Origin of the sequence: Tessaracoccus oleiagri (genome assembly GCF_900103275.1) — a bacterium.
Lineage (GTDB): Bacteria > Actinomycetota > Actinomycetes > Propionibacteriales > Propionibacteriaceae > Arachnia > Arachnia oleiagri.
The window spans coordinates 1-21,884 of the sequence record NZ_FNGP01000004.1; the positions used below are offsets into that span (position 1 = coordinate 1).

At 69.9% G+C, this 21,884-nt stretch carries 18 protein-coding genes, 2 rRNA genes and 2 riboswitches; of the genes, 12 read left to right on the plus strand and 8 right to left on the minus strand.

The window, feature by feature from the left end; translation table 11 throughout:
• Together BLR46_RS10565 and rrf are read left to right on the plus strand one after the other, a co-directional pair.
• Positions 1-125 (plus strand): 23S ribosomal RNA (locus BLR46_RS10565); the annotation flags it as partial.
• 88 nt (positions 126-213) lie between these two features.
• Positions 214-330, plus strand: a 5S ribosomal RNA gene (rrf, locus tag BLR46_RS10570).
• 20 nt (positions 331-350) lie between these two features.
• Here the strand turns inward: rrf and BLR46_RS15090 are convergent.
• A complete protein-coding gene (locus BLR46_RS15090; protein WP_176761740.1) occupies positions 351-1,490 on the minus strand; it encodes a hypothetical protein in 1,140 nt (379 codons plus the stop codon).
• Here BLR46_RS15090 and BLR46_RS15095 point away from each other — a divergent pair.
• The 8 genes from BLR46_RS15095 to polA are packed head-to-tail and all read left to right on the plus strand — an operon-like array spanning position 1,434 to position 11,256.
• The gene (locus BLR46_RS15095) at positions 1,434-2,327 is read left to right on the plus strand and encodes a hypothetical protein (RefSeq protein WP_176761741.1); all 894 of its coding nucleotides are present in this window, start codon (positions 1,434-1,436) and stop codon (positions 2,325-2,327) included. The genes BLR46_RS15090 and BLR46_RS15095 overlap by 57 nt on opposite strands.
• Entirely contained in the window at positions 2,327-3,310 is a 984-nt protein-coding gene (locus BLR46_RS10580) for an HAD-IIA family hydrolase (protein WP_093251943.1), read from the plus strand. The genes BLR46_RS15095 and BLR46_RS10580 overlap by 1 nt, the downstream gene beginning before the upstream one ends.
• A complete protein-coding gene (locus tag BLR46_RS10585; protein ID WP_093251944.1) occupies positions 3,310-3,507 on the plus strand; it encodes a hypothetical protein in 198 nt (65 codons plus the stop codon). The genes BLR46_RS10580 and BLR46_RS10585 overlap by 1 nt, the downstream gene beginning before the upstream one ends.
• Positions 3,504-4,229, plus strand: a complete 726-nt coding sequence (locus tag BLR46_RS10590) for a TlyA family RNA methyltransferase (protein WP_093251945.1) — start codon at positions 3,504-3,506, stop codon at positions 4,227-4,229. Before BLR46_RS10585 ends, BLR46_RS10590 begins: the two co-directional genes overlap by 4 nt.
• Positions 4,230-4,239: 10 nt before the next feature.
• The gene (locus BLR46_RS10595; protein WP_093251947.1) at positions 4,240-5,949 is read left to right on the plus strand and encodes an NAD-dependent malic enzyme; all 1,710 of its coding nucleotides are present in this window, start codon (positions 4,240-4,242) and stop codon (positions 5,947-5,949) included.
• A 9-nt stretch (positions 5,950-5,958) separates the two neighbouring features.
• On the plus strand, positions 5,959-6,894 hold the full coding sequence (locus BLR46_RS10600; RefSeq protein ID WP_093251950.1) for an NAD kinase: 936 nt from the start codon (positions 5,959-5,961) through the stop codon (positions 6,892-6,894).
• 1 nt (position 6,895) lies between these two features.
• A complete protein-coding gene (gene recN / locus BLR46_RS10605; protein ID WP_093251953.1) occupies positions 6,896-8,572 on the plus strand; it encodes a DNA repair protein RecN in 1,677 nt (558 codons plus the stop codon).
• Between the two features lie 14 nt (positions 8,573-8,586).
• Positions 8,587-11,256, plus strand: a complete 2,670-nt coding sequence (gene polA / locus BLR46_RS10610; RefSeq protein ID WP_281230832.1) for a DNA polymerase I — start codon at positions 8,587-8,589, stop codon at positions 11,254-11,256.
• Here polA and BLR46_RS10615 read toward each other — a convergent pair.
• Entirely contained in the window at positions 11,253-11,978 is a 726-nt protein-coding gene (locus BLR46_RS10615; RefSeq protein WP_093251955.1) for a class F sortase, read from the minus strand. The two genes, polA and BLR46_RS10615, sit on opposite strands and share 4 nt — an antisense overlap.
• A gap of 187 nt (positions 11,979-12,165) precedes the next feature.
• On the opposite strand from BLR46_RS10615, the gene rpsA reads away from it, so the two are divergent.
• Both rpsA and coaE read left to right on the plus strand, forming a co-directional pair.
• Entirely contained in the window at positions 12,166-13,605 is a 1,440-nt protein-coding gene (gene rpsA, locus BLR46_RS10620) for a 30S ribosomal protein S1 (protein WP_093251957.1), read from the plus strand.
• Between the two features lie 80 nt (positions 13,606-13,685).
• Positions 13,686-14,291: a dephospho-CoA kinase gene (gene coaE, locus BLR46_RS10625; protein ID WP_093251959.1), complete on the plus strand. Its 606-nt coding sequence runs from the start codon at positions 13,686-13,688 to the stop codon at positions 14,289-14,291.
• Positions 14,292-14,367: 76 nt separating this feature from the next.
• Here coaE and BLR46_RS14880 read toward each other — a convergent pair whose 3' ends face one another.
• From BLR46_RS14880 to BLR46_RS10650, 6 genes are all read right to left on the minus strand, one after another.
• Positions 14,368-14,520 (minus strand): lmo0937 family membrane protein, encoded by a 153-nt coding sequence (locus BLR46_RS14880; RefSeq protein WP_143008276.1) that lies wholly within the window; start codon positions 14,518-14,520, stop codon positions 14,368-14,370.
• A gap of 108 nt (positions 14,521-14,628) precedes the next feature.
• A complete protein-coding gene (gene gcvP, locus BLR46_RS10630) occupies positions 14,629-17,448 on the minus strand; it encodes an aminomethyl-transferring glycine dehydrogenase (RefSeq protein ID WP_218118440.1) in 2,820 nt (939 codons plus the stop codon).
• Entirely contained in the window at positions 17,448-17,807 is a 360-nt protein-coding gene (gene gcvH / locus BLR46_RS10635; protein WP_176761742.1) for a glycine cleavage system protein GcvH, read from the minus strand. The genes gcvP and gcvH overlap by 1 nt, the downstream gene beginning before the upstream one ends.
• Positions 17,808-17,817: 10 nt before the next feature.
• Positions 17,818-18,933, minus strand: coding sequence for a glycine cleavage system aminomethyltransferase GcvT (gene gcvT, locus BLR46_RS10640; protein ID WP_093251961.1), 1,116 nt, complete (start codon positions 18,931-18,933; stop codon positions 17,818-17,820).
• Positions 18,934-18,983: 50 nt separating this feature from the next.
• Positions 18,984-19,053: riboswitch (glycine riboswitch) on the minus strand.
• Positions 19,054-19,139: riboswitch (glycine riboswitch) on the minus strand. It abuts the riboswitch before it with no gap.
• Positions 19,140-19,166: 27 nt separating this feature from the next.
• Complete coding sequence (gene uvrB, locus BLR46_RS10645) at positions 19,167-21,206, minus strand: excinuclease ABC subunit UvrB (RefSeq protein ID WP_093251962.1); 2,040 nt, start codon at positions 21,204-21,206, stop codon at positions 19,167-19,169.
• Positions 21,207-21,243: 37 nt separating this feature from the next.
• Entirely contained in the window at positions 21,244-21,867 is a 624-nt protein-coding gene (locus BLR46_RS10650; protein ID WP_093251963.1) for an LppU/SCO3897 family protein, read from the minus strand.
• Between the last annotated feature and the right edge of the window lie 17 nt (positions 21,868-21,884).

Consider the following 21,884-nt stretch of genomic DNA (forward strand, 5'->3'; position numbering starts at 1 on the left):
CAAGATGAGGGCTCCCACAGAATAATCTGGTAAGGCCCCCGGCAGACCACCGGGTGATAGGTCGGATGTGGAAGTGCTGAAAGGCATGGAGCTGACCGATACTAATAGGCCGAGGGCTTGTTTTCTACAAAGATGCTACGCGTCCACTGTGAGGTTCCCGAGAGACGGTCGGGAACTACAATTCAATAGTTCCGATCACTATCTCCATAGTGTTTCGGTGGTCATAGCGAAGGGGAAATACCCGGCAACATTCCGAACCCGGAAGTCAAGCTCTTCAGCGCCGATGGTACTGCAGCGGGGACGCTGTGGGAGACTAGGACGCCGCCGGACTTCTTACACAAAACCCCCGATCAGGATTCTGATCGGGGGTTTTGTGCTTCAACGGACTTTTCACGCTCCTTGCCTCCAGATGGGAAGATTGGCTCATGCTTGAGAACAGCGACGACAGGCCCCGCTGGCGCGACGGCGGCGCGGGCGACGGACAGCGCGGCGGACGGTCCGGTGCCGGCCGCGGCGGATACGGCGGGAACCGGGGCGGTTCTGGCGGTAGGGGCCAAGGTGGCGGATTCGGACGCCGTGATGACAGCGGTCGACGCGGTGACGAAGCGCGCGGGGACCGCCGCTCGTCCGGCGGCAACGAGCGTGGATCTGGCCGTGGAACCGGTGCCCAGGGCGAGCGCTCGGGATACCGTCGTGAGGGCGGCGACGGGCGCAGCTACGGCAACCGCGACGACCGCGGCTTCGCCGGGCGACAGAGTGGTGATCGCCGAAACGACGGTGAACGCCGTGAGTTCCGCGCGCGCGACGACCGCCGCGACAATCGCGGAGGTGCTGGCCGTGAGGACGGTCGTGGGGACGAGAGGCGGAGCTTCGACCGCCGGGACGACCGGGGCAGGTTCGAGCGCCGTGACGACCGTCAGGGTTCCGACCGCCGCGAAGACAACCGGGGCGACGAGGGCCGGGGCTTCAACCGCCGGGACGACCGGGGCAGGTTCGAGCGCCGTGACGAGCGTCAGGGTTCCGACCGTCGCGAAGACCGCCAGGGCGGCGAGCGTCGTGGGTACCAGCGCCGGGATGATCGAGGCGGACCCGACCGCGGCGAACGCCGTGAGGGCGACCGGCGCGGATTCGATCGTCGGGGTGACGACCGACGCGGCGGTCGCGGGGATGGTGGCCACTTCCGCCGCGACGACCGCGGCGACGGTGATCGTCGTGAGTTCCGCGGTCGGGACGACCGTCGGGGCTCCGACCGTCGCGACGACAGGGGCGGGCCGCGTCGCTTCGACCGGGACGAGCGCCGCGGCGACTCCCGGGAACGCACCGGGCGCCCGGACCGCCGCGACGACAGGAACGCCGAGGAACGGGAGCCGCGGGAGCGCATCGTCGGCCCCCCGATCCCCGAGGGATTCGACGAACGCGCGCTCGCCTTCGGCGTGCGCGCCGAACTGCGCGGCCTGTCGAGGGCCCGCGCGGAGCAGGTCGCCGCGCACATCTGGGCTGCCGGCCAGCTGATCGACGAGGACCCGCAGCTCGCCTTCGAACACGCCGAGACCGCGCGCCAGCTCGCGCCGAGGCTGCCCATCGTCCGTGAAGCGGCCGCCGAGACCGCGTATGCGGCGGGCGAGTTCGCCGTCGCGCTGCGCGAGTACCGGGCCATCCGCCGGATGTCGGGTGGCGATGAGCTGATCCCAGTGATCGCGGACTGCGAGCGTGCGCTGGGGCGTCCTCGTGACGCACTCGAGGTCCTGGCCGGCCTGGACTCCAAGCAGGCACCGTTGACCCTCCAGATCGAGGCGCTGATCGTCGAGGCCGGGGTACGAGCGGACCTCGGCCAGCGTCAGGAGGGGCTCCGCCTCCTCAAGAGTGCCCTCGGCCGGAACGCCGGGCCCAACCAGGCGCGGGCACGCATGTGGTACGCCTATGCCGACCTGCTCCTCGCCGAGGGTGACGAGGCCGGAGCGAGGGAGGCGTTCGTCGAGGCGGCGGAACTGGACCGGGACGGCCTGCTCGACACCGCCGATCGCGTGGCGGAGCTCGACGGTGTGACCCTCCCCGAGTCCTTCGCCGATGAGGAGCCCGAGGACGAGCCAGCGGCCGAAGAGGAGCAGGTGGCCGAGGACAAGGCGCCAGCCGACGACGAGTTCGACGACGAGGAGATCGACGTCGAGGGGATCGAGGACGACGAAGCCATCGCGGACGTCGAGTCTGCCGAAGAGCCGATCGTCCAGGACGAAGAGGTGGCCGACTCGGTGCAGGAGCCACTGTGGGGCCTAGAGCCCGACACCAACTCGGCGACGGGGACGACGGAAGAGGGGGACCGCGCGTGATGCTGGCCAACGGATACGACGCCGCGCTGTTCGACCTCGACGGGGTCGTCTACCTCGGTCCGCTCGCGGTCCCGGGCGTTCCCGAGGCCATCCACGAACTGCGTGAGGAGGGCCTGCGGGTCGGCTTCGTGACCAACAACGCGGCCCGTACGCCGGCGACCGTGGCGGCGCACCTCGTCGAGCTCGGCATCGAGGCTTCCGAGCCTGACGTGGTGAACTCCACCATGGCGACCCTGCACATGCTCTCCGAGCAGCTGCCCGAGGGCGCGCGCGTGCTGGCGGTCGGCACGGAGGCCTTGGCCGAGCAGCTCACGGCGGACGGGTACACCGTCGTGGCCTCGAAGGACGACCGGCCCGTGGCCGTGGTCCAGGGCTACAACCCGCGCATCGACTGGCGTCTGCTGGAGGAGGGGGCCTTCGCCATCCAGGCCGGGGCCGACTGGTTCGTCACGAACCCCGACCTCACCCGCCCCACCGACCGCGGGCTCGTGCCCGGCGCCGGCACGCAGTTGGCCGTCATCCAGGCCTGCGTCACCATCACCCCCAAGATCGCCGGCAAGCCCTACCCGCCGCTGCTCGAGGAGACGGTCCGACGGCTCGGCGCCCAGCGCCCCATCTTCGTCGGTGACCGGCTGGACACCGACATCCTCGGCGCCAACAACGTCGGCATGGACTCCCTGCTCGTGTTCACGGGCGCCCACGGCAAGCGTGACCTGGCCGACGCCGAACGTGACTACCGGCCCACCGCCATCGGCCACGACGTGTCGGCGCTGCTGCAGCCGGCCCGGGTGGCTCGGCGAGACGGCGACACGGTGATCTGCGGCACACAGCGCGCAACCCTCGTCGGCACCACGGCCCATCTCGACACGACGCCTGCCGGCCGCGACCAGCAGCTCGACGCGCTCTGGGCCCTCCTGCAGCTGCGGTGGCACGACGGCGCCGGGCTCGGCGGCGCGCTCGACCAGCTGACGGAGGTCCCCTGATGTCGACGCCGCTGGACGCGGCACCGTCGGTGGTGAAGCGGCAGCAGCTCGTCGCCCAGGCGATGGAGAGCCTCGAGGACGTCGAGCAGGCGCCGGTCGAGGAGCAACTGGTCCGGCTCGGGCAGGTGCAGGAGCTCCTCTCCGGTGTGCTGAACAACACCGACGTGTCCCAGTTGGGCATCCCGGGCGTCGGGTGAGGCTCGACGTCGCGCTCGTCGACCGGGGACTCGCGAGATCACGCAACCAGGCAGCGGGGCTGATCGCTGCGGGCGACGTGCGCGTGGACGGCGAAGTGGTCCGGAAGGCGTCGACACCGGTGACGGAGTCGCACCGGCTCGAAGTGGCCACGCAGCCGTGGGTCTCGCGGGCCGCGCACAAACTGATCGGCGCACTCGACGCGTCCGGCCTGCCGGTGCCCGCGCGCGTCCTCGACGCCGGCGCGTCCACCGGCGGTTTCACGCAGGTGTGCCTCGACCGCGGCGCCCGGCGGGTCTACGCGGTCGACGTGGGCCACGGGCAACTGGCCCCTGAGATCCGCGACGACCCGCGCGTGGTGGTGCGGGAGGGCCTCAACCTCCGCGACCTCACGCTGGCCGACCTCGACGGCGTCCCTGTCGACCTGGTTGTCGGCGACGTGAGCTTCATCTCACTGAAGCTGCTCCTCGAGCCGCTGTTCGCCGTGTGCTCGGGCCCTGCGCTGCTGCTCGTGAAGCCGCAGTTCGAGGTGGGCAGGGGACAACTGTCGGAGGGCATCGTCGTGGATCCGGGCCTTCGCGAGTCCGCGGTCGCGGGCGTCGAGGCGGAGGCGGGCCGGCTCGGCTGGATCGCGCGCTGGCGGTCGGAGAGCGCCCTGCCGGGCACCCATGGCAACGTGGAGTACTTCGTGCTGTTCCAGCGGGGGCGGAGCCCGTCCCAATAGACTGAACGCCATGACAGCGATCGACCCCCCGTACCTCCAACTGGACAACGGTGAGCAGATCCCGATCCGAGTGCGTGGCTACCAGCTCCTCAACCGCCCGATGCTCAACCGGGGCACAGCCTTCACCCACGACGAGCGGAGGGCGCTCGGGCTCATCGGCCTGCTGCCGCCGGGCTACGCATCGCTGGAGGCGCAGGTGCGGCGCGTCTACTCGCAGTACCAGGAGCAGCCCACCAACTTGGCGAAGAACGTCTTCCTCACGCACATGCGGGACCGCAACGAGGTGCTGTTCTACCGGCTCCTGGCTGAGCACCTCGAGGAGATGCTCCCGATCGTGTACACGCCCACCATCGGCGAGGCGATCGAGCAGTACAGCCAGTGGTACTCCCGTCCGCGTGGTGTCTACCTCTCCATCGACCGCCCCGAGGAGATGGAGGAGGCGCTCAAGAACTACGGCCTGGGGCCGGACGAGGTCGACATCGTCGTCGTCACCGACTCCGAGGGCATCCTCGGGATCGGCGACCAGGGCGTCGGCGGCATCGCCATCACGACGGGCAAGCTGTCGGTCTACACCGCGGCCGCCGGCATCCACCCGCGCCGCTGCGTCCCCGTCGTGCTCGACGTGGGCACCGACAACCTGCGCCTGCTCAACGACGAGAACTACGTGGGTGAGCGGCACGCCCGCGTCCGCGGGGACAGGTACGACGAGTTCCTGGACCTGTTCGTGAAGACGGTCGCCCGGCTCTACCCCAACGCGCTGCTGCACTTCGAGGACTTCGCCGCCGCCAACGCGCACCGGCTCCTCACGCAGTACCGCGACGAGCTGTGCACCTTCAACGACGACATCCAGGGCACGGCTTCCGTCGTGCTGGCGGCGGTCCTCGCCGCCGTCCAGCGCACCGGCGGCCGGATGCGGGACCAGCGCGTCGTCGTGCACGGTGCCGGTACCGCGGGTGCGGGCATCGCCGAGGTGATGCGCGACGTGATGGTCCAGGAGGGACTGAGCCGGGAGGAGGCCAACGACCGCTTCTGGGCGCTCGGCAGCCGCGGACTGCTCGTCGAGGGCAACCGCATGCGCGACTTCCAGGAGCCGTTCGCGCGCGGCGCCGACGAGGTCGCCGGCTGGGCCAGCGACAACGGGCGCATCGGCCTCGAGGAGGTGGTGCGGCAGGCGCGGCCCACGACCCTGATCGGCACCTCAGCCCAGCCCGGGTCCTTCACCGAGGCCATCGTGCGCGAGATGCACAAGCACGCGCCGCGGCCCATCATCATGCCCCTGTCCAACCCGACCCCCTTGTCGGAGGCGAAGCCCGAGGACATCCTGGCGTGGACCGACGGGCAGGCCCTCATCGCCACCGGGTCGCCGTTCGCCCCGGTCGTGCGCGGGACCACGCGGTACCGCATCGCGCAGGCCAACAACGCGCTCGTCTTCCCCGGCCTCGGGCTGGGCGTCTCGGTGAGCAAGGCGAGCCGGGTCACCGACGGCATGGTCATCGCCGCCGCCCGGGCCGTCGCATCGCTCATGGAGGACGCCGTCGCGCCGGGTGACTCGCTCCTGCCATCGGTCAACCAGCTCCGCACCGTGTCCGCGACCGTGGCCGTCGCGGTCTGCCGGACGGCCGAGGAGGAGGGGCTGGCGCGTGCCGACCTCGGGGACCCGATCCAGGCCGTCATCGAGCAGATGTGGCAGCCCAACTATGCCCGGGTGGTGCTTGGTTGACCGGTCCCCATGGCGGACGCGGGGCGCTCCCCGGGCGCCCTGCACCCCGCTAGGGTAGGCACCGTGACTCGTACGGTAGCGGTGTTCCTGCACCCGGAGAAGGAAGAAGCGCAGGAGGGGGCTGCGTCGGTCATCGACGCGCTCGCGGAACTGGGCTTCGAGGCGAGGGTCTGGCCGCAGGACCTCGACCGGCTCAACGGTCGGATCAACCGCGCCAAGGTCCATCCCCTCGACGCCGACACCCCGGCCGAGCTGGCCATCGTCTTCGGCGGCGACGGCACCATCCTGCGCGCCGCCGCCTGGGCGCTCCCGCTCGACGTGCCGGTCCTGGGTGTCAACCTCGGGCACGTCGGGTTCCTCGCCGAACTCGAGCCCTCCGACATCCACACCCTGCCGATGGCCGTCGCGGAGAAGCGCTACGCCGTCGAGGAACGACTCGTGCTCGACGTCCTCGTCCACCGCGACGGGGAGGAACGCTGGCGCTCGCCCGCCATCAACGAGGTCTCGCTCGAGAAGCTCGCCCGCGAGCGGATGATCACGGTCCTCGTGAGCATCGACGGCCGGCCGCTGAGCCGCTGGTCCTGCGACGGGGTGCTGGTGAGCACCCCCACCGGGTCCACCGCGTACGGTTTCTCCGCCGGAGGCCCCGTCATCTGGCCCGACGTGCAGGCGATGCTCGTGGTGCCGCTGAGCGCCCACGCCCTCTTCAACCGTCCCATGGTCCTGAGCCCCACCTCGACGGTGAACTTCGTCCAGCCCGAGGAGGGGCCGCACGGCATCATCTGGTGCGACGGCCGCACCAGCTACGAACTCGCGCCCCGCGACAAGGTGACGATCACCTCGTCGCAACACACCATGAAGATCCTCCGCCTCTCGGAGCAACCGTTCACCACCCGGCTCGTGAAGAAGTTCGCACTGCCGGTGGAGGGTTGGGGAAGGCGCTGACGTGCTGCTCGAACTCTCGCTGAGCGACTTCGGCGTCGTCGCGGGCACGGCGATCGAGCTCCGCCCGGGCCTCGTCGCGCTGACCGGTGAGACGGGGGCGGGCAAGACGATGATTGTCTCCGGCCTCGGCCACCTCCTCGGCCAGCGCGCGGACGCCGGCATCGTGCGGCGCGGCGCAGAACGGGCCGTCGTGCGCGGCCGCTGGCAGGTCGACGACACGGTGGGTGACGCCGTGAAGGAGCTGGGCGGTGACGTCGACGACAACGAGCTCGTCACCGTGCGGCAGATCGCCGCCAACGGCCGGTCCCGCGCCGTAGTCGGTGGCGCCCCGGCCCCGATCTCCACCCTCGCCGCGCTCGAGCTCGCGACGATCCACGGCCAGTCGGAACAGCTCCGGCTCGCGTCCCCCGACAGGCAGCGGGAACTCCTCGACGCGCACGCGCGGCCGCCGGGCCTCGACCGCTACCGCGACGCCTATCGGGAGCGCGAGCAGGCCGCCGCGGAACTGCGCGAACTGGACTCCGCAGCGATGGAGCGCGCCCGCGAGGCCGACATGCTGCGGTTCGGGCTCGAGGAGATCGCCGCCGTCGAGCCCCGGCCGGGCGAGGACCCGGAGCTCGAGGCCGAGCAGCGGCGACTCCAGGACCTCGACGAGCTGCGCCAGCTCGCGGGGACCGCGCAGGCGTCGCTCAGCGGCGACGAGTACGACTACGAGGCACCCAGCGCGGTGGGACTCGTGGGCCAGGCCAGGAAGGTGCTCTCCTCGCTCGCGGACAGGGACGAGCAGGCCAGGGCGCTCGCCGGGCGCGCCCAGGAGGCGAGCCTCCTCGTCGACGAGCTCGCGGCCGACGTGTCGTCCTACCTCGCGGACCTGGTCGACGACCCGCTACGGCTCGAGGCCGTGGCGGAGCGCCGCGCCCGTCTCGCGACCCTGACGCGGAAGTACGGCGCCACGATCGACGAGGTGCTGGCCTGGTCGGAGGAGTCGGCGCTCCGTCTCGCCCAACTCGACGGCTCCGACGAGCGCATCGTCGAACTCCGGGGCCGGGTGGCGGCCCTGGACGCCGAGCTCCGTGAACTCGCCGCCGGCATCACCGCGCGGCGCCGCGAGGCGGCCGCGTCGCTGGCCGACCAGGCCCACCGAGAACTCGCGGCGCTCGCCATGCCGCACGCCCGCCTGGAGTTCCAGGTGGGAGAGGCGCCGCTCGGCACCCACGGCGCGGACCGCGTCGAGCTGATGTTCTCCGCGAACCCGGGCGCAGCCCCGGGCCCGCTGGGCAAGGTCGCGTCGGGCGGCGAACTCTCCCGCGTGCGGCTGGCGCTCGAGGTCGTGTTGGCCGGGGCGGACGGCGGGCACACGTTCGTGTTCGATGAGGTCGACGCCGGCGTCGGCGGCGCGGTCGGCCTCGAGATCGGGCGACGACTGCAGCGGCTCGCGACCGCCTCGCAGGTCATCGTCGTGACCCACCTCGCGCAGGTGGCGGCCTTCGCGGACCAGCACTTCGTCGTCCACAAGTCCAGCGACGGACGCGTGACCACGTCGGACGTCCGCGAGGTGGTCGGCGACGAGCGGGTAGCGGAGCTCGCCCGGATGATGGGTGGCTCGTCGGACACCGCCGCCGCGCTCGAGCACGCGGCGGAGCTGCTCGACGAGGCTGCGCGGGACGCCCCGGCCTAGGTAGAGTCGGGCGGGTGAGCAACCCCCGACTTCTCCTGATCGACGGCCACTCGATGGCGTACCGCGCGTTCTTCGCGCTGCCCGTGGAGAACTTCTCCACCACCACCGGGCAACACACCAACGCGGTCTTCGGCTTCACGTCGATGCTGATCAACGTGCTGCGGGACGAGAAGCCCACCCACATCGCCGTGGCGTTCGACGTGGCGCGGGAGTCGTTCCGCACGGAGGCGTACCCGGAGTACAAGGCGAACCGGAGCAAGTCGCCCGACGAGTTCCGCGGCCAGGTGGAGCTGATCAAGGACGTGCTGCGGGCGCTCAACATCGTGTTCATCGAGAAGCCCGGCTTCGAGGCCGACGACCTGATCGCCACCCTGTCCACGCAGGCCACCGCCGAGGGCTACGACGTCGCCATCGTCAGCGGCGACCGGGACGCGATGCAGCTCGTCAACGAGCACGTCACGCTGCTCTACCCGCGCAAGGGCGTGTCCGACCTGGCGCGGATGACGCCGCAGGCCGTGGAGGAGAAGTACCTCGTCACGCCCGCGCGCTACCCGGAGCTGGCGGCCCTGGTGGGGGAGACGAGCGACAACCTCCCCGGCGTGCCAGGGGTAGGGCCCAAGACAGCCGCCAAGTGGCTCGCGGAGCACGACGGGCTGGAGAACCTCATCGCCCGCGCCGAGCAGGTGCGCGGCAAGGCCGGCGAGAGCTTCCGGGAGCGGCTCGACGACGTGCGCCGCAACCGGCGGCTGAACGCGCTGGTGCGCGACGTGGAGATCGACTGCGTCCCGTCGCAGCTCATCAGGACCGAGTGGGACCGTGCGAAGGTCGGGGAACTGTTCGGCGCGCTGGAGTTCCGGGTCCTGCGCGAACGCCTCGGGGAACTCTCCGACGGGGCCGACGAGGAGGTCACCGACGAGAAGTTCGTCGTCGAGGGCGAGAAGCTCGCGCCCGGCGCCGTCGCGGACTGGCTGGCACGCCATGGCGCGGGGGAGCTGGGCGTGCACTTCGTCGGCCGCTGGGGCTCGGGCACCGGCGACGTGACCGGCGTCGGCCTCGCCGCGCCGGACGGCCAGGGCGCCTACCTCGACACGGCGAGCTTCACCCCCGAGGACGACGCCGCCTTCGCGGCCTGGGCCTCGGACGCGAGCTGCGCCAAGCTCGTCCACGACGCCAAGGGACCGATGCTCGGGGCCGCGGGCCGTGGCTGGGAACTCGACGGCGTCGCCTGCGACACGATGCTTGCCGCCTACCTCCTGCACCCCGACCAGCGCAGCCATCGGCTCGAGGACCTCGTCCTGCGCTACCTCAAGCGTGAGCTCGCGACGGAGCAGGCGGGCGACGGGGACCAGCTCGCGTTCGACTTCGGCGACGACGTCACCGCCGACGACGCCCTGCTGCGCGCCCGGGCCGTGTTCGACCTCGCCGCAGTCCTCCGCGAACGGCTCGACGAGCGCAACCAGCTCCGCCTCCTCGAGACGCTCGAGCAGCCGCTGATGAAGGTGCTGTCCCGGATGGAGCGCACCGGCATCGCCGTCGACGAGGAACGGCTGCGCCGGCTCCGGGACGAGTTCGACCGGGCCGTCGCGGCCGCCCAGCAGGCCGCCTTCGAGGTGCTCGGCCACGAGGTGAACCTCGGCTCGCCCAAGCAGCTCCAGGCGGTGCTGTTCGACGAGCTGGGCATGCCCAAGACGCGCAAGACGAAGTCCGGCTACACCACGGATGCGGAGGCGCTCGCCGGGCTCTACGAGAAGACCGAGCACCCGTTCCTGGGTCACCTGCTGGCCCACCGCGACCAGATCCGGCTGCGCCAGACGGTGGACGGGCTGATGGCCGCGATCCGCGAGGACGGCCGCATCCACACCACCTACCAGCAGACCATCGCGGCGACGGGGCGCCTGTCGTCGACGGACCCGAACCTCCAGAACATCCCAATCCGCACGTCGCTCGGCCGCCAGATCCGCACCGCCTTCGTGCCGGGGGAGGGCTTCGAGTCGCTGATGAGCGCCGACTACTCACAGATCGAGATGCGGCTGATGGCCGACGCGTCCGGTGACGAGGGGCTGATCACGGCCTTCCAGTCCGGACGGGACTTCCACAACGAGATGGCTTCCAAGGTGTTCGCCGTGGAGCCCGGGGCGGTCACGGGCGAGATGCGCGCGAAGATCAAGGCCATGAACTATGGCCTTGCCTACGGGCTCAGCGCCTTCGGGCTGTCGAACCAGCTGAAGATCTCCGTGGCCGAGGCCCGCGAGCTGATGGACGACTACTTCGAGCGGGTCGGGGGCGTGCAGCGCTACCTGGCCGATGTGGTCGACGAGGCGCGGCGCCGCGGCTACACGGAGACAATGCTCGGCCGACGGCGCTACCTGCCGGATCTCACGTCGTCGAACCGGCAGCGCCGTGAGATGGCTGAGCGGGCGGCGCTGAACTCACCCGTCCAGGGGTCGGCGGCCGACGTCATCAAGCTGGCGATGCTGGGTGTCGACGAGGCGCTGGAGCGCTCGGCACTGCGGAGCCGGGTGCTGTTGCAGGTCCATGACGAGCTGGTGCTGGAGGTGGCCCCGGGCGAGGCCGAGGCCCTCTCGTCGCTCGTCTCCGAGGCGATGGCGGGGGCCGCCGACCTCAAGGTGCCGCTGGCGGTGTCAGTCGGGGTGGGCGACAACTGGGAGACGGCGGCCCACTAGACCAGGGAGCCGTAGAAGAAGACCCGGGACTTCCAGGGGTCCTCGCCGGCGTCCTCGTCCGCCGAGCCGTCGAAGTCCCAGCAGATGATCATGGCGAGCTCGGGGGCGCCCTCGAAGTCGATCATCACGTCGGAGTCGGGGTCGTACTCGTCGACCCACACCTTCTTCGCCTCGGTGAACTCGTAGCAGGCCACCTCGCCGTCGGAGGAGTAGAGCTTGATGAGGTCGCCGGGCTTCAGCCGGGACTCGCCGCCCTCGTACATCTCGTTGCCCAGCGCTCCGCCGTTGCGGTACGTGTGGATGGACAGGACCGCCTTGCCCTCGGTGGGGCCGGGCTTCGGACCGTTGCTCCACCAGGAGGCGGTGCGCTTCTCCGCGGGCGGCGGCGCCGCGATGTTGCCGTTCTCGTCCTCGCCGAGCGCGAGCACCTTCTCGTCCACGGTGAGCCCGCCCTCGAAGGTGTAACGGACCGGCTCGAAGCCCTCCGTCGCGGTGGTGCACTCGTACTGCGCGGCGGGCGCCGACGACGCGTCCGCGCTTGGTGCGGCTGCGGAACTGGTGGGGGACCCGGACTCGGGCGCGCTGGTGACCGGCCCGGGGCTGGGCAGCCCGGCGGTGTCAGGCGTCGGCGCGGGCCGGGCGAGGTACAGTCCGCCGACGACGACTAGTATGACTGCCACGACGGCGGCGACGATGACCAGCACGCGGTTCCGGTTGCTCACGTAGCGGAGTATAACGAGAACCTCAAATCCGGGTGGCCGCGGATTGACCCGCGCGCGTGAGTCGCATAGGCTTGGACAGCACTGTGGCCTGCTGTCCCTCGGACCGAGTAGGGTCAGCGCGTTGTTAGTTCCGATTAGCGACTGGGCCGCAGAGACCAGAAAAGCCATCCAATCGGAGCCCTACTACATGACCTCTCCCACTGAGGCGTCGGCCGTCACGGTTGACGATTTCGCCAGCCCGGAAGCCTTCCTCGAGGCTGTTGATGCCACCATCAAGTACTTCAACGACGGGGACATCGTCTCCGGCACCGTTGTGAAGGTCGACCGGGACGAGGTCCTGCTCGACATCGGTTACAAGACCGAAGGCGTTATTCCTTCCAAGGAACTCTCCATCAAGCACGACGTCGATCCGTTCGACGTGGTCCAGGTCGGCGATGAAGTCGAGGCCCTGGTCCAGCAGAAGGAGGACAAGGAAGGCCGTCTCATCCTGTCCAAGAAGCGCGCGCAGTACGAGCGGGCCTGGGGCACGATCGAGAAGATCAAGGAAGAGGACGGCGTGGTCACCGGCTCCGTCATCGAGGTGGTCAAGGGCGGCCTGATCGTCGACATCGGCCTCCGCGGCTTCCTGCCGGCGTCCCTCGTCGAGATGCGTCGCGTCCGTGACCTCCAGCCGTACGTCGGCATGGAGCTCGAGGCGAAGATCATCGAGCTCGACAAGAACCGCAACAACGTGGTCCTCTCCCGTCGTGCGTGGCTCGAGCAGACCCAGTCCGAGGTCCGTCACACCTTCCTCACGCAGCTCCAGAAGGGCCAGATCCGCAAGGGTGTCGTGTCCTCGATCGTCAACTTCGGCGCGTTCGTCGACCTTGGCGGCGTCGACGGCCTCGTGCACGTCTCGGAGCTGTCCTGGAAGCACATCGACCACCCGAACGAGGTCGTCGAGGTCGGCATGCCCGTCACCGTCGAGGTGCTCGAGGTGGACATGGACCGCGAGCGCGTGTCCCTGTCGCTCAAGGCCACCCAGGAAGACCCGTGGCAGACCTTCGCCCGCCTGCACCAGATCGGCCAGATCGTGCCCGGCAAGGTCACCAAGCTCGTTCCGTTCGGTGCATTCGTGCGCGTCGGTGAGGGCATCGAGGGCCTGGTCCACGTCTCCGAGCTGGCCGAGCGCCACGTCGAGATCCCGGAGCAGGTCGTCACGGTCGGCGACGACGTCATGGTCAAGGTCATCGACATCGACCTCGATCGCCGCCGCGTCTCCCTCTCGCTGAAGCAGGCCAACGAGGGCGTAGACATCGCCGCGGACGAGTTCGATCCGTCGCTGTACGGCATGACCGCGTCCTACGACGACCAGGGCAACTACATCTACCCCGAGGGCTTCGATCCGGAGACCAACGAGTGGAAGGAAGGCTACGAGGAGCAGCGCGCTGCTTGGGAAGCCCAGTACGCCCAGGCCCAGGCCCTGTGGGAGGCGCACAAGCGCCAGGTCGAGGAAGCCGAGAGCGGCGACCGCGAGGTCCCGGCCTCCGTCGGCGCGGAGTACGTGGCCGAGACCCCGTCCGAGGGTTCGCTGGCCTCGGACGAGGCCCTGCAGGCCCTTCGTGACAAGCTCACCGGCGGTCGCTGACCCCGGCCGAAGCCGATGAACGACGGCGCCCCTCGCACCAGCGAGGGGCGCCGTCGCCGTCGTTGCGGCAGGATGATCCCATGCCACGGATTGCACTGACCGGAGGGATCGCGTCGGGAAAGTCGACCGTCGCGCGCATGCTCGAGGCCCGCGGCGTCGTCATCGTCGACTCCGACGTGCTGGCGCGGGAGGTGGTGGAGCCGGGCACCGAGGGCCTGGATGCCATCGTCGAACGCTTCGGCTCGAGCGTGCTCCAGCCAGACGGCTCCCTCGACCGGGCCCGGCTCGGCAGCCTGGTGTTCGCCGACCCCGCAGCGCGGGCGGACCTCAACGCCATCGTGCACCCGCTCGTCCGGCGCCGGGCGGAGGAACTGGAGGCTGCGGCCCCGGCAGGCGCGCTCGTCGTGCAGGTCATCCCGCTCCTCGTGGAGGCCGGATTGGTCGGCGGCTTCGACCACGTGATCGTGGTCGACGTCGCCGTCGATGAGCAGTTGCGCCGGCTGATGTCACGAAACGGCTACTCGTGCGACGAGGCGATGGCCCGGATCCGCGCCCAGGCAACCCGCGAGGAGCGACTCCGGGTGGCCGACACCGTCATCGACTCCAGCGGCAGCCTCGCGGAGACCGAGGCCCAGGTGCAGGCAGCCCTCGACCGGATCGTGGCCAGCACCGACCAGGGGTCCTGAGCCCACCGGGCAGGCAAAAAAAACCCGGCCGCGCCCCATTGGGGACGCGGCCGGGCCACCGTATTGTTGTTCGGCGCTAGACCCTTCGGCCTGCGACGAGGTTGTAGATAACCAGCGCCACGACGACGATGAGCAGCAGATGAATCAGACCGCCACCGATGTTCGTGAGCAGGCCGATGAGCCAGATCGCGAGGATGATCGCGATGATGATCCATAGAATTCGGGCCATGATTAACTCCTTCCCTGATACGGGATACAAACGTTAGCGGTAAGCCCGTTCACACGCGGATAACCGCGCTATTTTGCTAGTCACCGGCGTGTCGGGGTGCGCCTGACGTCAGGCCTCGTCTCCCCAAGGGGGACAGGTGCAAACAAGGTTCCGGTCGCCGTAGGCGTTGTCGATACGGCCCACCGGGGGCCAGTATTTGTCGACACGGAATGCGCCCGCCGGGAAACACGCCTGTTCGCGGCTGTATTTGCGGTCCCATTCCGCCACGAGGTCCTCGGTGGTGTGCGGGGCGTGCCGCAATGGCGATTCATCGACGGTCAGCTTCCCCGACGCCACTTCCTCCGCCTCGCGCGCGATGTCGAGCATCGCGTCGCAGAACCGGTCCAGCTCGAAGAGCGTCTCGGACTCCGTCGGCTCGACCATGAGGGTGCCGGCGACCGGCCACGACATGGTCGGTGCGTGGAACCCGTGGTCGATGAGCCGCTTGGCGACGTCGTCGACGGTGACGCCGGAGGAGGCGAACACGCGGGTGTCGAGGATGCACTCGTGCGCCACCCGACCGGACTCGCCCTGGAACAGGATCGGGAACTTGTCCCTCAGCCTGGCGGCGATGTAGTTCGCGTTCAGGATCGCCACCCGGGTGGCTTGGGTGAGGCCCTTGCCGCCCATCAGCAGGATGTACGCCCACGAGATGAGCAGGATCGACGCCGAGCCGTAGTGCGCAGCAGCGACCGCGCCCTCCTCGCCGGTGGCGGGGTCCTTGGGCAGGTGCTCCACGAGGTGGGGCTTGACGCCGATGGGGCCCATGCCTGGACCGCCACCGCCGTGCGGGATGGCGAACGTCTTGTGCAGGTTCAGGTGGCTGACGTCGCCGCCCAGCTCGCCGAGCTTCGCCAGCCCCACGAGCGCGTTCATGTTCGCCCCGTCGATGTACACCTGGCCGCCGTGGGCGTGGGTGATGTCGGCGACCTCGCGGATCGTCTCCTCGAAGACGCCGTGCGTCGACGGGTAGGTCACCATCACGCACGACAGCCGGTCGCCCGCGGCCTCGGCCTTCGCCCGGAAATCCTCGATGTCGATGTCGCCGTTGTCGGCTGCCTTCACGGCGACCACCTTCAGCCCCGCCATGCTGGCCGACGCGGGGTTGGTGCCGTGCGCGGACGTCGGGATCAGGCACACGTCCCGGTCCTCGCCCTGGGCGCGCTGGTACGACGCGATGGTCATCAGGCCGGCGAACTCGCCCTGGGCGCCCGAGTTGGGCTGCATGGAGAACGCGGCGTATCCGGTGATCTCGCACAGCTTCGCCTCGAGGTCCCTCACGACCTCGCGGTAGCCCTCCGCCTGGTCGGCGGGGGCGTACGGGTGGAGGCCCGCGAACTCGGGCCACGACACCGGCATCATTTCGACGGCGGCGTTCAGCTTCATCGTGCAGGAGCCGAGCGGGATCATCGCGCGGTCGAGCGCCAGGTCGCGGTCGGACAGGCGGCGCATGTAGCGCATCATCTCCGACTCGGCCCGGTTCATGTGGAACACGGGGTGCGTCAGGAACTCGCTGGAGCGCAGCTTCCCGTCGGAGATCGACGGGGCATCGGAGAACGCCGGCTCGTCCTCGATGCCGAACGCCCGCAGCAGGCGGGTGACGACGTCGCGGTCCGTGGTCTCGTCGACGGAGAGCCCGATGCGGTCGCTTCCGATGCGGCGCAGGTTGATCCCGCGACGCTCGGCCGCCATCAGCACGTCGGCCTGGGTCTCGCCGACGTTGACGGTGATGGTGTCGAAGAACTCCTGCGTCTCGACCGTGAAACCGCCGGCGCGGAGTGCCTCGGCGATCGTGACCGTCCAGAGGTGGACGCGCTCCGCGATCGCCTTGAGGCCGCGGGGCCCGTGGAACACGGCGTACATGGAGGCCATGACCGCCAGCAGCGCCTGGGCGGTGCAGACGTTCGACGTCGCCTTCTCGCGCCGGATGTGCTGCTCGCGGGTCTGGAGCGCGAGCCGGTACGCACGTCGCCCGGCGGAGTCCACCGACACGCCGACGAGTCGGCCCGGCATGGTGCGCTTCAGGGCGTCGGTGCACGACATGAACGCGGCGTGCGGGCCGCCGTAGCCCATCGGCACGCCGAAGCGCTGGGCCGACCCCACGACGATGTCCGCGCCCATCGCGCCCGGTTCCTTGACCAGCGTGAGCGCCAGCAGGTCCGAGGTGACGACGACGATGCCGCCGGCGGCGTGGACGGCCTCGCACTGCGGGGTCAGGTCCCGCAGTTCGCCGTGGGTGCCGAGGTGGGCGAGCGCGGCGCCGAACACCTCGTCGGCGGGCAGCTCTTCGATCGGCCCCACCACGCAGTCCACGCCCAGCGGCCGGGCCCGGGTGAGGATGACGGCGATGACCTGGGGGTGGAGCTGCTCGTCGACGAAGAACCGGTGCTTGCGTCCCTTGGTCTGACGCAGTGCCATAGCCATCCCCTCGGCGGCGGCGGACGCCTCGTCGAGGAGGCTGGCGTTCGCCACGGGCAGCCCCGTGAGGTCGCTCACCATGGTCTGGAAGTTCAGCAGCGCCTCTAGCCGGCCCTGGGAGATCTCCGGCTGGTACGGCGTGTAGGCGGTGTACCAGGCCGGGTTCTCGAAGATGTTGCGCTGGATGGCCGGTGGAGTGACGGTGCCGTAGTAGCCCTGCCCGATCATCGACGTCATGACCTTGTTCTTCGCGCCGACCGCCCGGAGATGGCCGAGCAGCTGCCCCTCGGTCATCGGCTCCCAGCCGAGGTCGTCGGACTGGCGGAGGCTCGCTGGAACGGTCTGGCTGATCAACTCGTCGAGGGAGCCCACGCCGATCGTCGCCAGCATCGTCTCCATCTCTTCGGGCGACGGGCCGATGTGCCGCCGGTTGGCGAAGTCATCTGGGTTGTAGCCGGTGGGCTGCCACATCAGCCGATCATCTCCTTGTAGGCCGCCTCGTCCATGAGCGAGTCGAACGCGGCCTCGTCGGTGACCCTCATCCGGAAGAACCATGCCTCGGTGGCGTCGGCGTTGACGGTGGCGGGGTCGTCGACGACCGCCTGGTTGACCTCGGTGATCTGGCCGTCGAGCGGGGCCGTGATGTCGGAGGCCGTCTTGACGGACTCGATGACGACGATCTCGTCACCCTTGGTGACCTCCTCGCCCTCCTCCGGGAGCTCGATGAAGACGATGTCGCCGAGCTCGTCGGCCGCGTACTGCGTGATCCCCACGGTGACGATGCCGTCGGCGAGGGAGAGCCATTCGTGCTCTTCGGTGTACTTGATCATGGGGTGCTCCTTAGCGCTTGTAGTGGAGGTTGACGAAGGGAAGATCGGTGACGGTCAGGGGGATCCGCTTGCCGCGGAGTTCGGCGAACACGGTGCTGCCCGGCTCGGTGCCGGCCGGCAGCATCGCCATCGCGATGGGGCCGCCGACCGTCGGCCCGAAGCCGCCGGAGGTGACGACGGCGAGCACCTCGGTTGAGGTCTCGTCGGCGAAGAGCTCGACGCCCTCCCGGACCGGCGCACGTCCCTCGGGGCGGAGGCCGACGCGGACGCGCGACGGGCCGTCGTCGAGCTCGGGGCCGATCACGTCGGCGCCCGGGTAGCCGCCCTCCCGGCTGCCGCCCGGCCGGCGCACCTTCGGGACGGACCAGGCCAGCCCGGCCTTCGCGGGGGTGATCTCGGGGGAGAGGTCGTGGCCGTACAGCGGCATGCCCGCCTCCAACCGCAGCGAGTCGCGCGCGCCGAGGCCGATGGGCCAGACCGCGCCGTCGGCGAGCAGCGCCTCCGCGAAGGCCACGGCGGCGCCCTCGGGCAGCGACACCTCGAAACCGTCCTCCCCGGTGTAGCCGGAGCGCGAGATCCACAGCTCGTGGCCCTCCCAGTCCAGCACCCGGTTGTCCATGAACACCATCTCCGTGACCGCGGGGACCAGCCGGGCGAGGTGTTCCTCGGCCAGCGGTCCCTGGAGCGCCAGCAGGGCCCGGTCGGTCACATGCTCGACCTCGATCCCGTCCACCGATCGCAGCACACCCAGGTCGTGGTCGGTGCGGGCGGCGTTGACGACGAGGTAGAAGTGCGTGTCGTGGTTGGCGAACATGAAGTCGTCCAGGATGCCGCCGGACGCGTCGGTGAACAGTCCGTAGCGCTGCCGCCACGGCTGGAGCCCCGCGACGCTCGCCGGGGTGACGGTCTCGAGGGCCGCCGCCACGGCCTCGGGCGACTCGCCACGGACGAGCACCTGGCCCATGTGGCTCACGTCGAACAGGCCCGCAGCCTCACGGGTGTGGTTGTGTTCGCTCATGAGCCCCGTCGGGTACTGCACGGGCATGTCCCAGCCCGCGAACGGCACCATCCTGGCGCCCTTGGCCACGTGGAACTCGTGGAGCGGGGTCTGTCGTAACTCGGTCATGTGATCCCTCCACCGGGCCCGGACTTTCCGGCACCCGACTGCGTCGTCGGTGCCCCCTCTGTCCTTGGTGCCTGAGATATTTCATCCGTCGGCGGGCCGGGAGGCCTCTTTCCAGAGTCGTTGTCCGTCGCGGTCCGGGGGCCTGAGAGTTTCCGGGGCGGTTGCTCCTTCGGCACCGGCTGAGCCGGTTCTCCCGCGACACGGGCAAGCATAAGCCATCCCGGCGGCCGTGGTCAGCGGTTGGCCTCGATCATCTGGCGGAGCTCCTTCTTGAGGTCGTGGATCTCGTCGCGGTGACGCGCCGCGAGCTCGAACTGCAGCTCGGAGGCCGCCTGGTGCATCTGTGCGGTGAGGTCCTCGATGAGCTTGGCCAGCTCCTGCTCCGCCATGGCCGACGTGTCCAGCTTCTTGCTCGCACCCAGCAGTTCCTTCGTGTCGGCGTCCTCGCGGGCGAGCAGTTCGGACACGTCGGCGATCCGCTTGCGCAGCGGTTGCGGGTCGATCCCGTGCTCGAGGTTGTAGGCCACCTGGATGTCGCGGCGGCGGTTCGTCTCGTCGATGGCGGCCTGCATCGACGGGGTGATCTTGTCCGCGTACATGTGCACCTGGCCGCCGACGTTGCGGGCCGCGCGGCCGATCGTCTGGATCAACGAGCGCTCCGAGCGGAGGAAGCCCTCCTTGTCGGCGTCGAGGATCGCGACGAGGGACACCTCGGGGAGGTCGAGGCCCTCCCGCAGGAGGTTGATGCCCACGAGCACGTCGAACTCGCCGCGACGGAGGTCCCGCAGGAGGTCGAGGCGCTGCAGCGTCGCCACGTCGGAGTGCAGGTAGCGCGTACGGATCCCGGCCTCGACGAGGTAGTCGGTCAGGTCCTCGGCCATCTTCTTCGTCAGCGTCGTGACGAGCACCCGCTCGTTGCGGGCGACGCGGGCCTGCACCTCGCCGATGAGGTCGTCGATCTGGCCCTTGGTGGGTTTGAGCACGATCTCCGGGTCGACGAGGCCGGTGGGACGGATGATCAACTCGACCGCGTCCTTGCCCCGCTGCATCTCGTAGGGCCCGGGGGTGGCCGACAGGTAGACCGTCTGGCCGATGCGCTGCTCGAACTCGTCGAAGCGGAGCGGCCGGTTGTCCAGCGCGGTGGGGAGCCGGAAGCCGTGGTCCACGAGCGTGCGCTTCCGGGAGGCGTCGCCCTCGTACATGCCGCCGATCTGCGGCACGGTGACGTGCGACTCGTCGATCACGAGCACGAAGTCCTCGGGGAAGTAGTCGATGAGGCACGACGGCGGCGAGCCGGGCAGCCGGCCGTCGATGTGGAGGGAGTAGTTCTCGATACCCGAGCAGGTGCCGATCTGGCGCATCATCTCCAGGTCGTAGGTGGTGCGCATCCGCAGCCGCTGGGCCTCCAGCAGCTTCCCCTCGGCCTCCAGGTCCTGCAGGCGTGCCACGAGTTCGGCCTCGATCCCGGCGATCGCCCGCTCCATCCGGTCCTGGCCCGCCGCGTAGTGGGAGGCGGGGAAGATGTAGATCTCGTCCTCCTCTCGGATGGTATGGGCCGTCATCGGGTGGATGGTGGCGATGCGCTCGATCTCGTCGCCGAAGAACTCGATCCGGACCGCGTTCTCCTCGTACATCGGGTAGACCTCGAGGGTGTCGCCCTTCACCTTGAAGGTGCCGCGGCCACCGCCGATGTCGTTGCGGGCGTACTGGATGTGCACCAGGTGCCGCAGCAGCTCGTCGCGGTCCATCTCGTCGCCCACCCTGAGGGTGATGCGTTGTTCGAGGTACTCCTCGGGCGTGCCGAGGCCGTAGATGGCCGAGACGGTGGCGACGACGATCACGTCGCGGCGGGTGAGGAGCGAGCTGGTCGCCGCATGCCGCATCCGCTCCACCTCCTCGTTGAGCGAGGAGTCCTTCTCGATGTAGGTGTCGGTCTGCGGGAGGTACGCCTCGGGCTGGTAGTAGTCGTAGTAGGAGACGAAGTACTCGACGGCGTTTTCCGGGAAGAAGTCGCGGAGCTCGGCGGCGAACTGCGCGGCGAGCGTCTTGTTGGGCTGCATGATCAGCATCGGCCGCTGCAGCCGTTCGGCGAGCCACGCGATCGTGGCGGTCTTTCCGGTGCCCGTCGCGCCCAGCAGCACGACGTCCTTCTCGCCGGCCCTGATGCGCCGCTCGAGCTCGTCGATGGCCCTCGGCTGGTCCCCGGAGGGCTGGAAGTCGGAGTGGACGGTGAGCGGCGCGACTTGGCGCTGCAACTCCTCGATAGGACGCATGCACCAAGATTAGAACGTACCTACGACAATCCAAGGGTCAGGAGGCGGAGTCCAGGCAGTAGGTGCGATTCCACTCCGCGTAGCTGAACTGGTCCTCGCCCGGTCCGCACTCCGCGCCGGCCTCCTCGACGAGTTGGGCGACGCGGAAGTCCCCGTCCGGGCAGTCGACCCGGCGGACCGCCGCCAGCTGGTCGGTGTAGGCGTAGCAGCCACCCTCGACGAGCACCTCCGCGAGGCAGAGCGTGACGGTCGTCACGTCGCCCAGGTACTCGGTGTACTGGGTCATCGACTCGCCGCAGGTGCCGATCCCCTCGTGCGCGGCGACGACCTCGTAGACGATCCCGTCGCGTCCGTCGGCGGCGCAGTCGGCGGGCTGGAGGCGCGGGTCCTCCGGGGTGCCGGAGAGGAACACGCAGCTGCCGGGCGGATGCGGGTTGGCGCTCGGGGAGGCCGGGGCCGTCGGGGTGGAGGGACGAGTGGCCGGGTCGCCGGGACCGGGGGAGGCGGATTGGCTGGGGGTCGGCGTGCCCCCGGGCCACAGCATGAGCGCCACCATGCCGAGCACGACGATGACGGCGGTGGCGACCAGCGACACGATCGCGATGGTGCTGAGCCCGCGCTGCGGAGGACGTGCTGCGCGCGGCCGGCCCAGGTTCGTCATCGTTCCTCCCCGTCTAG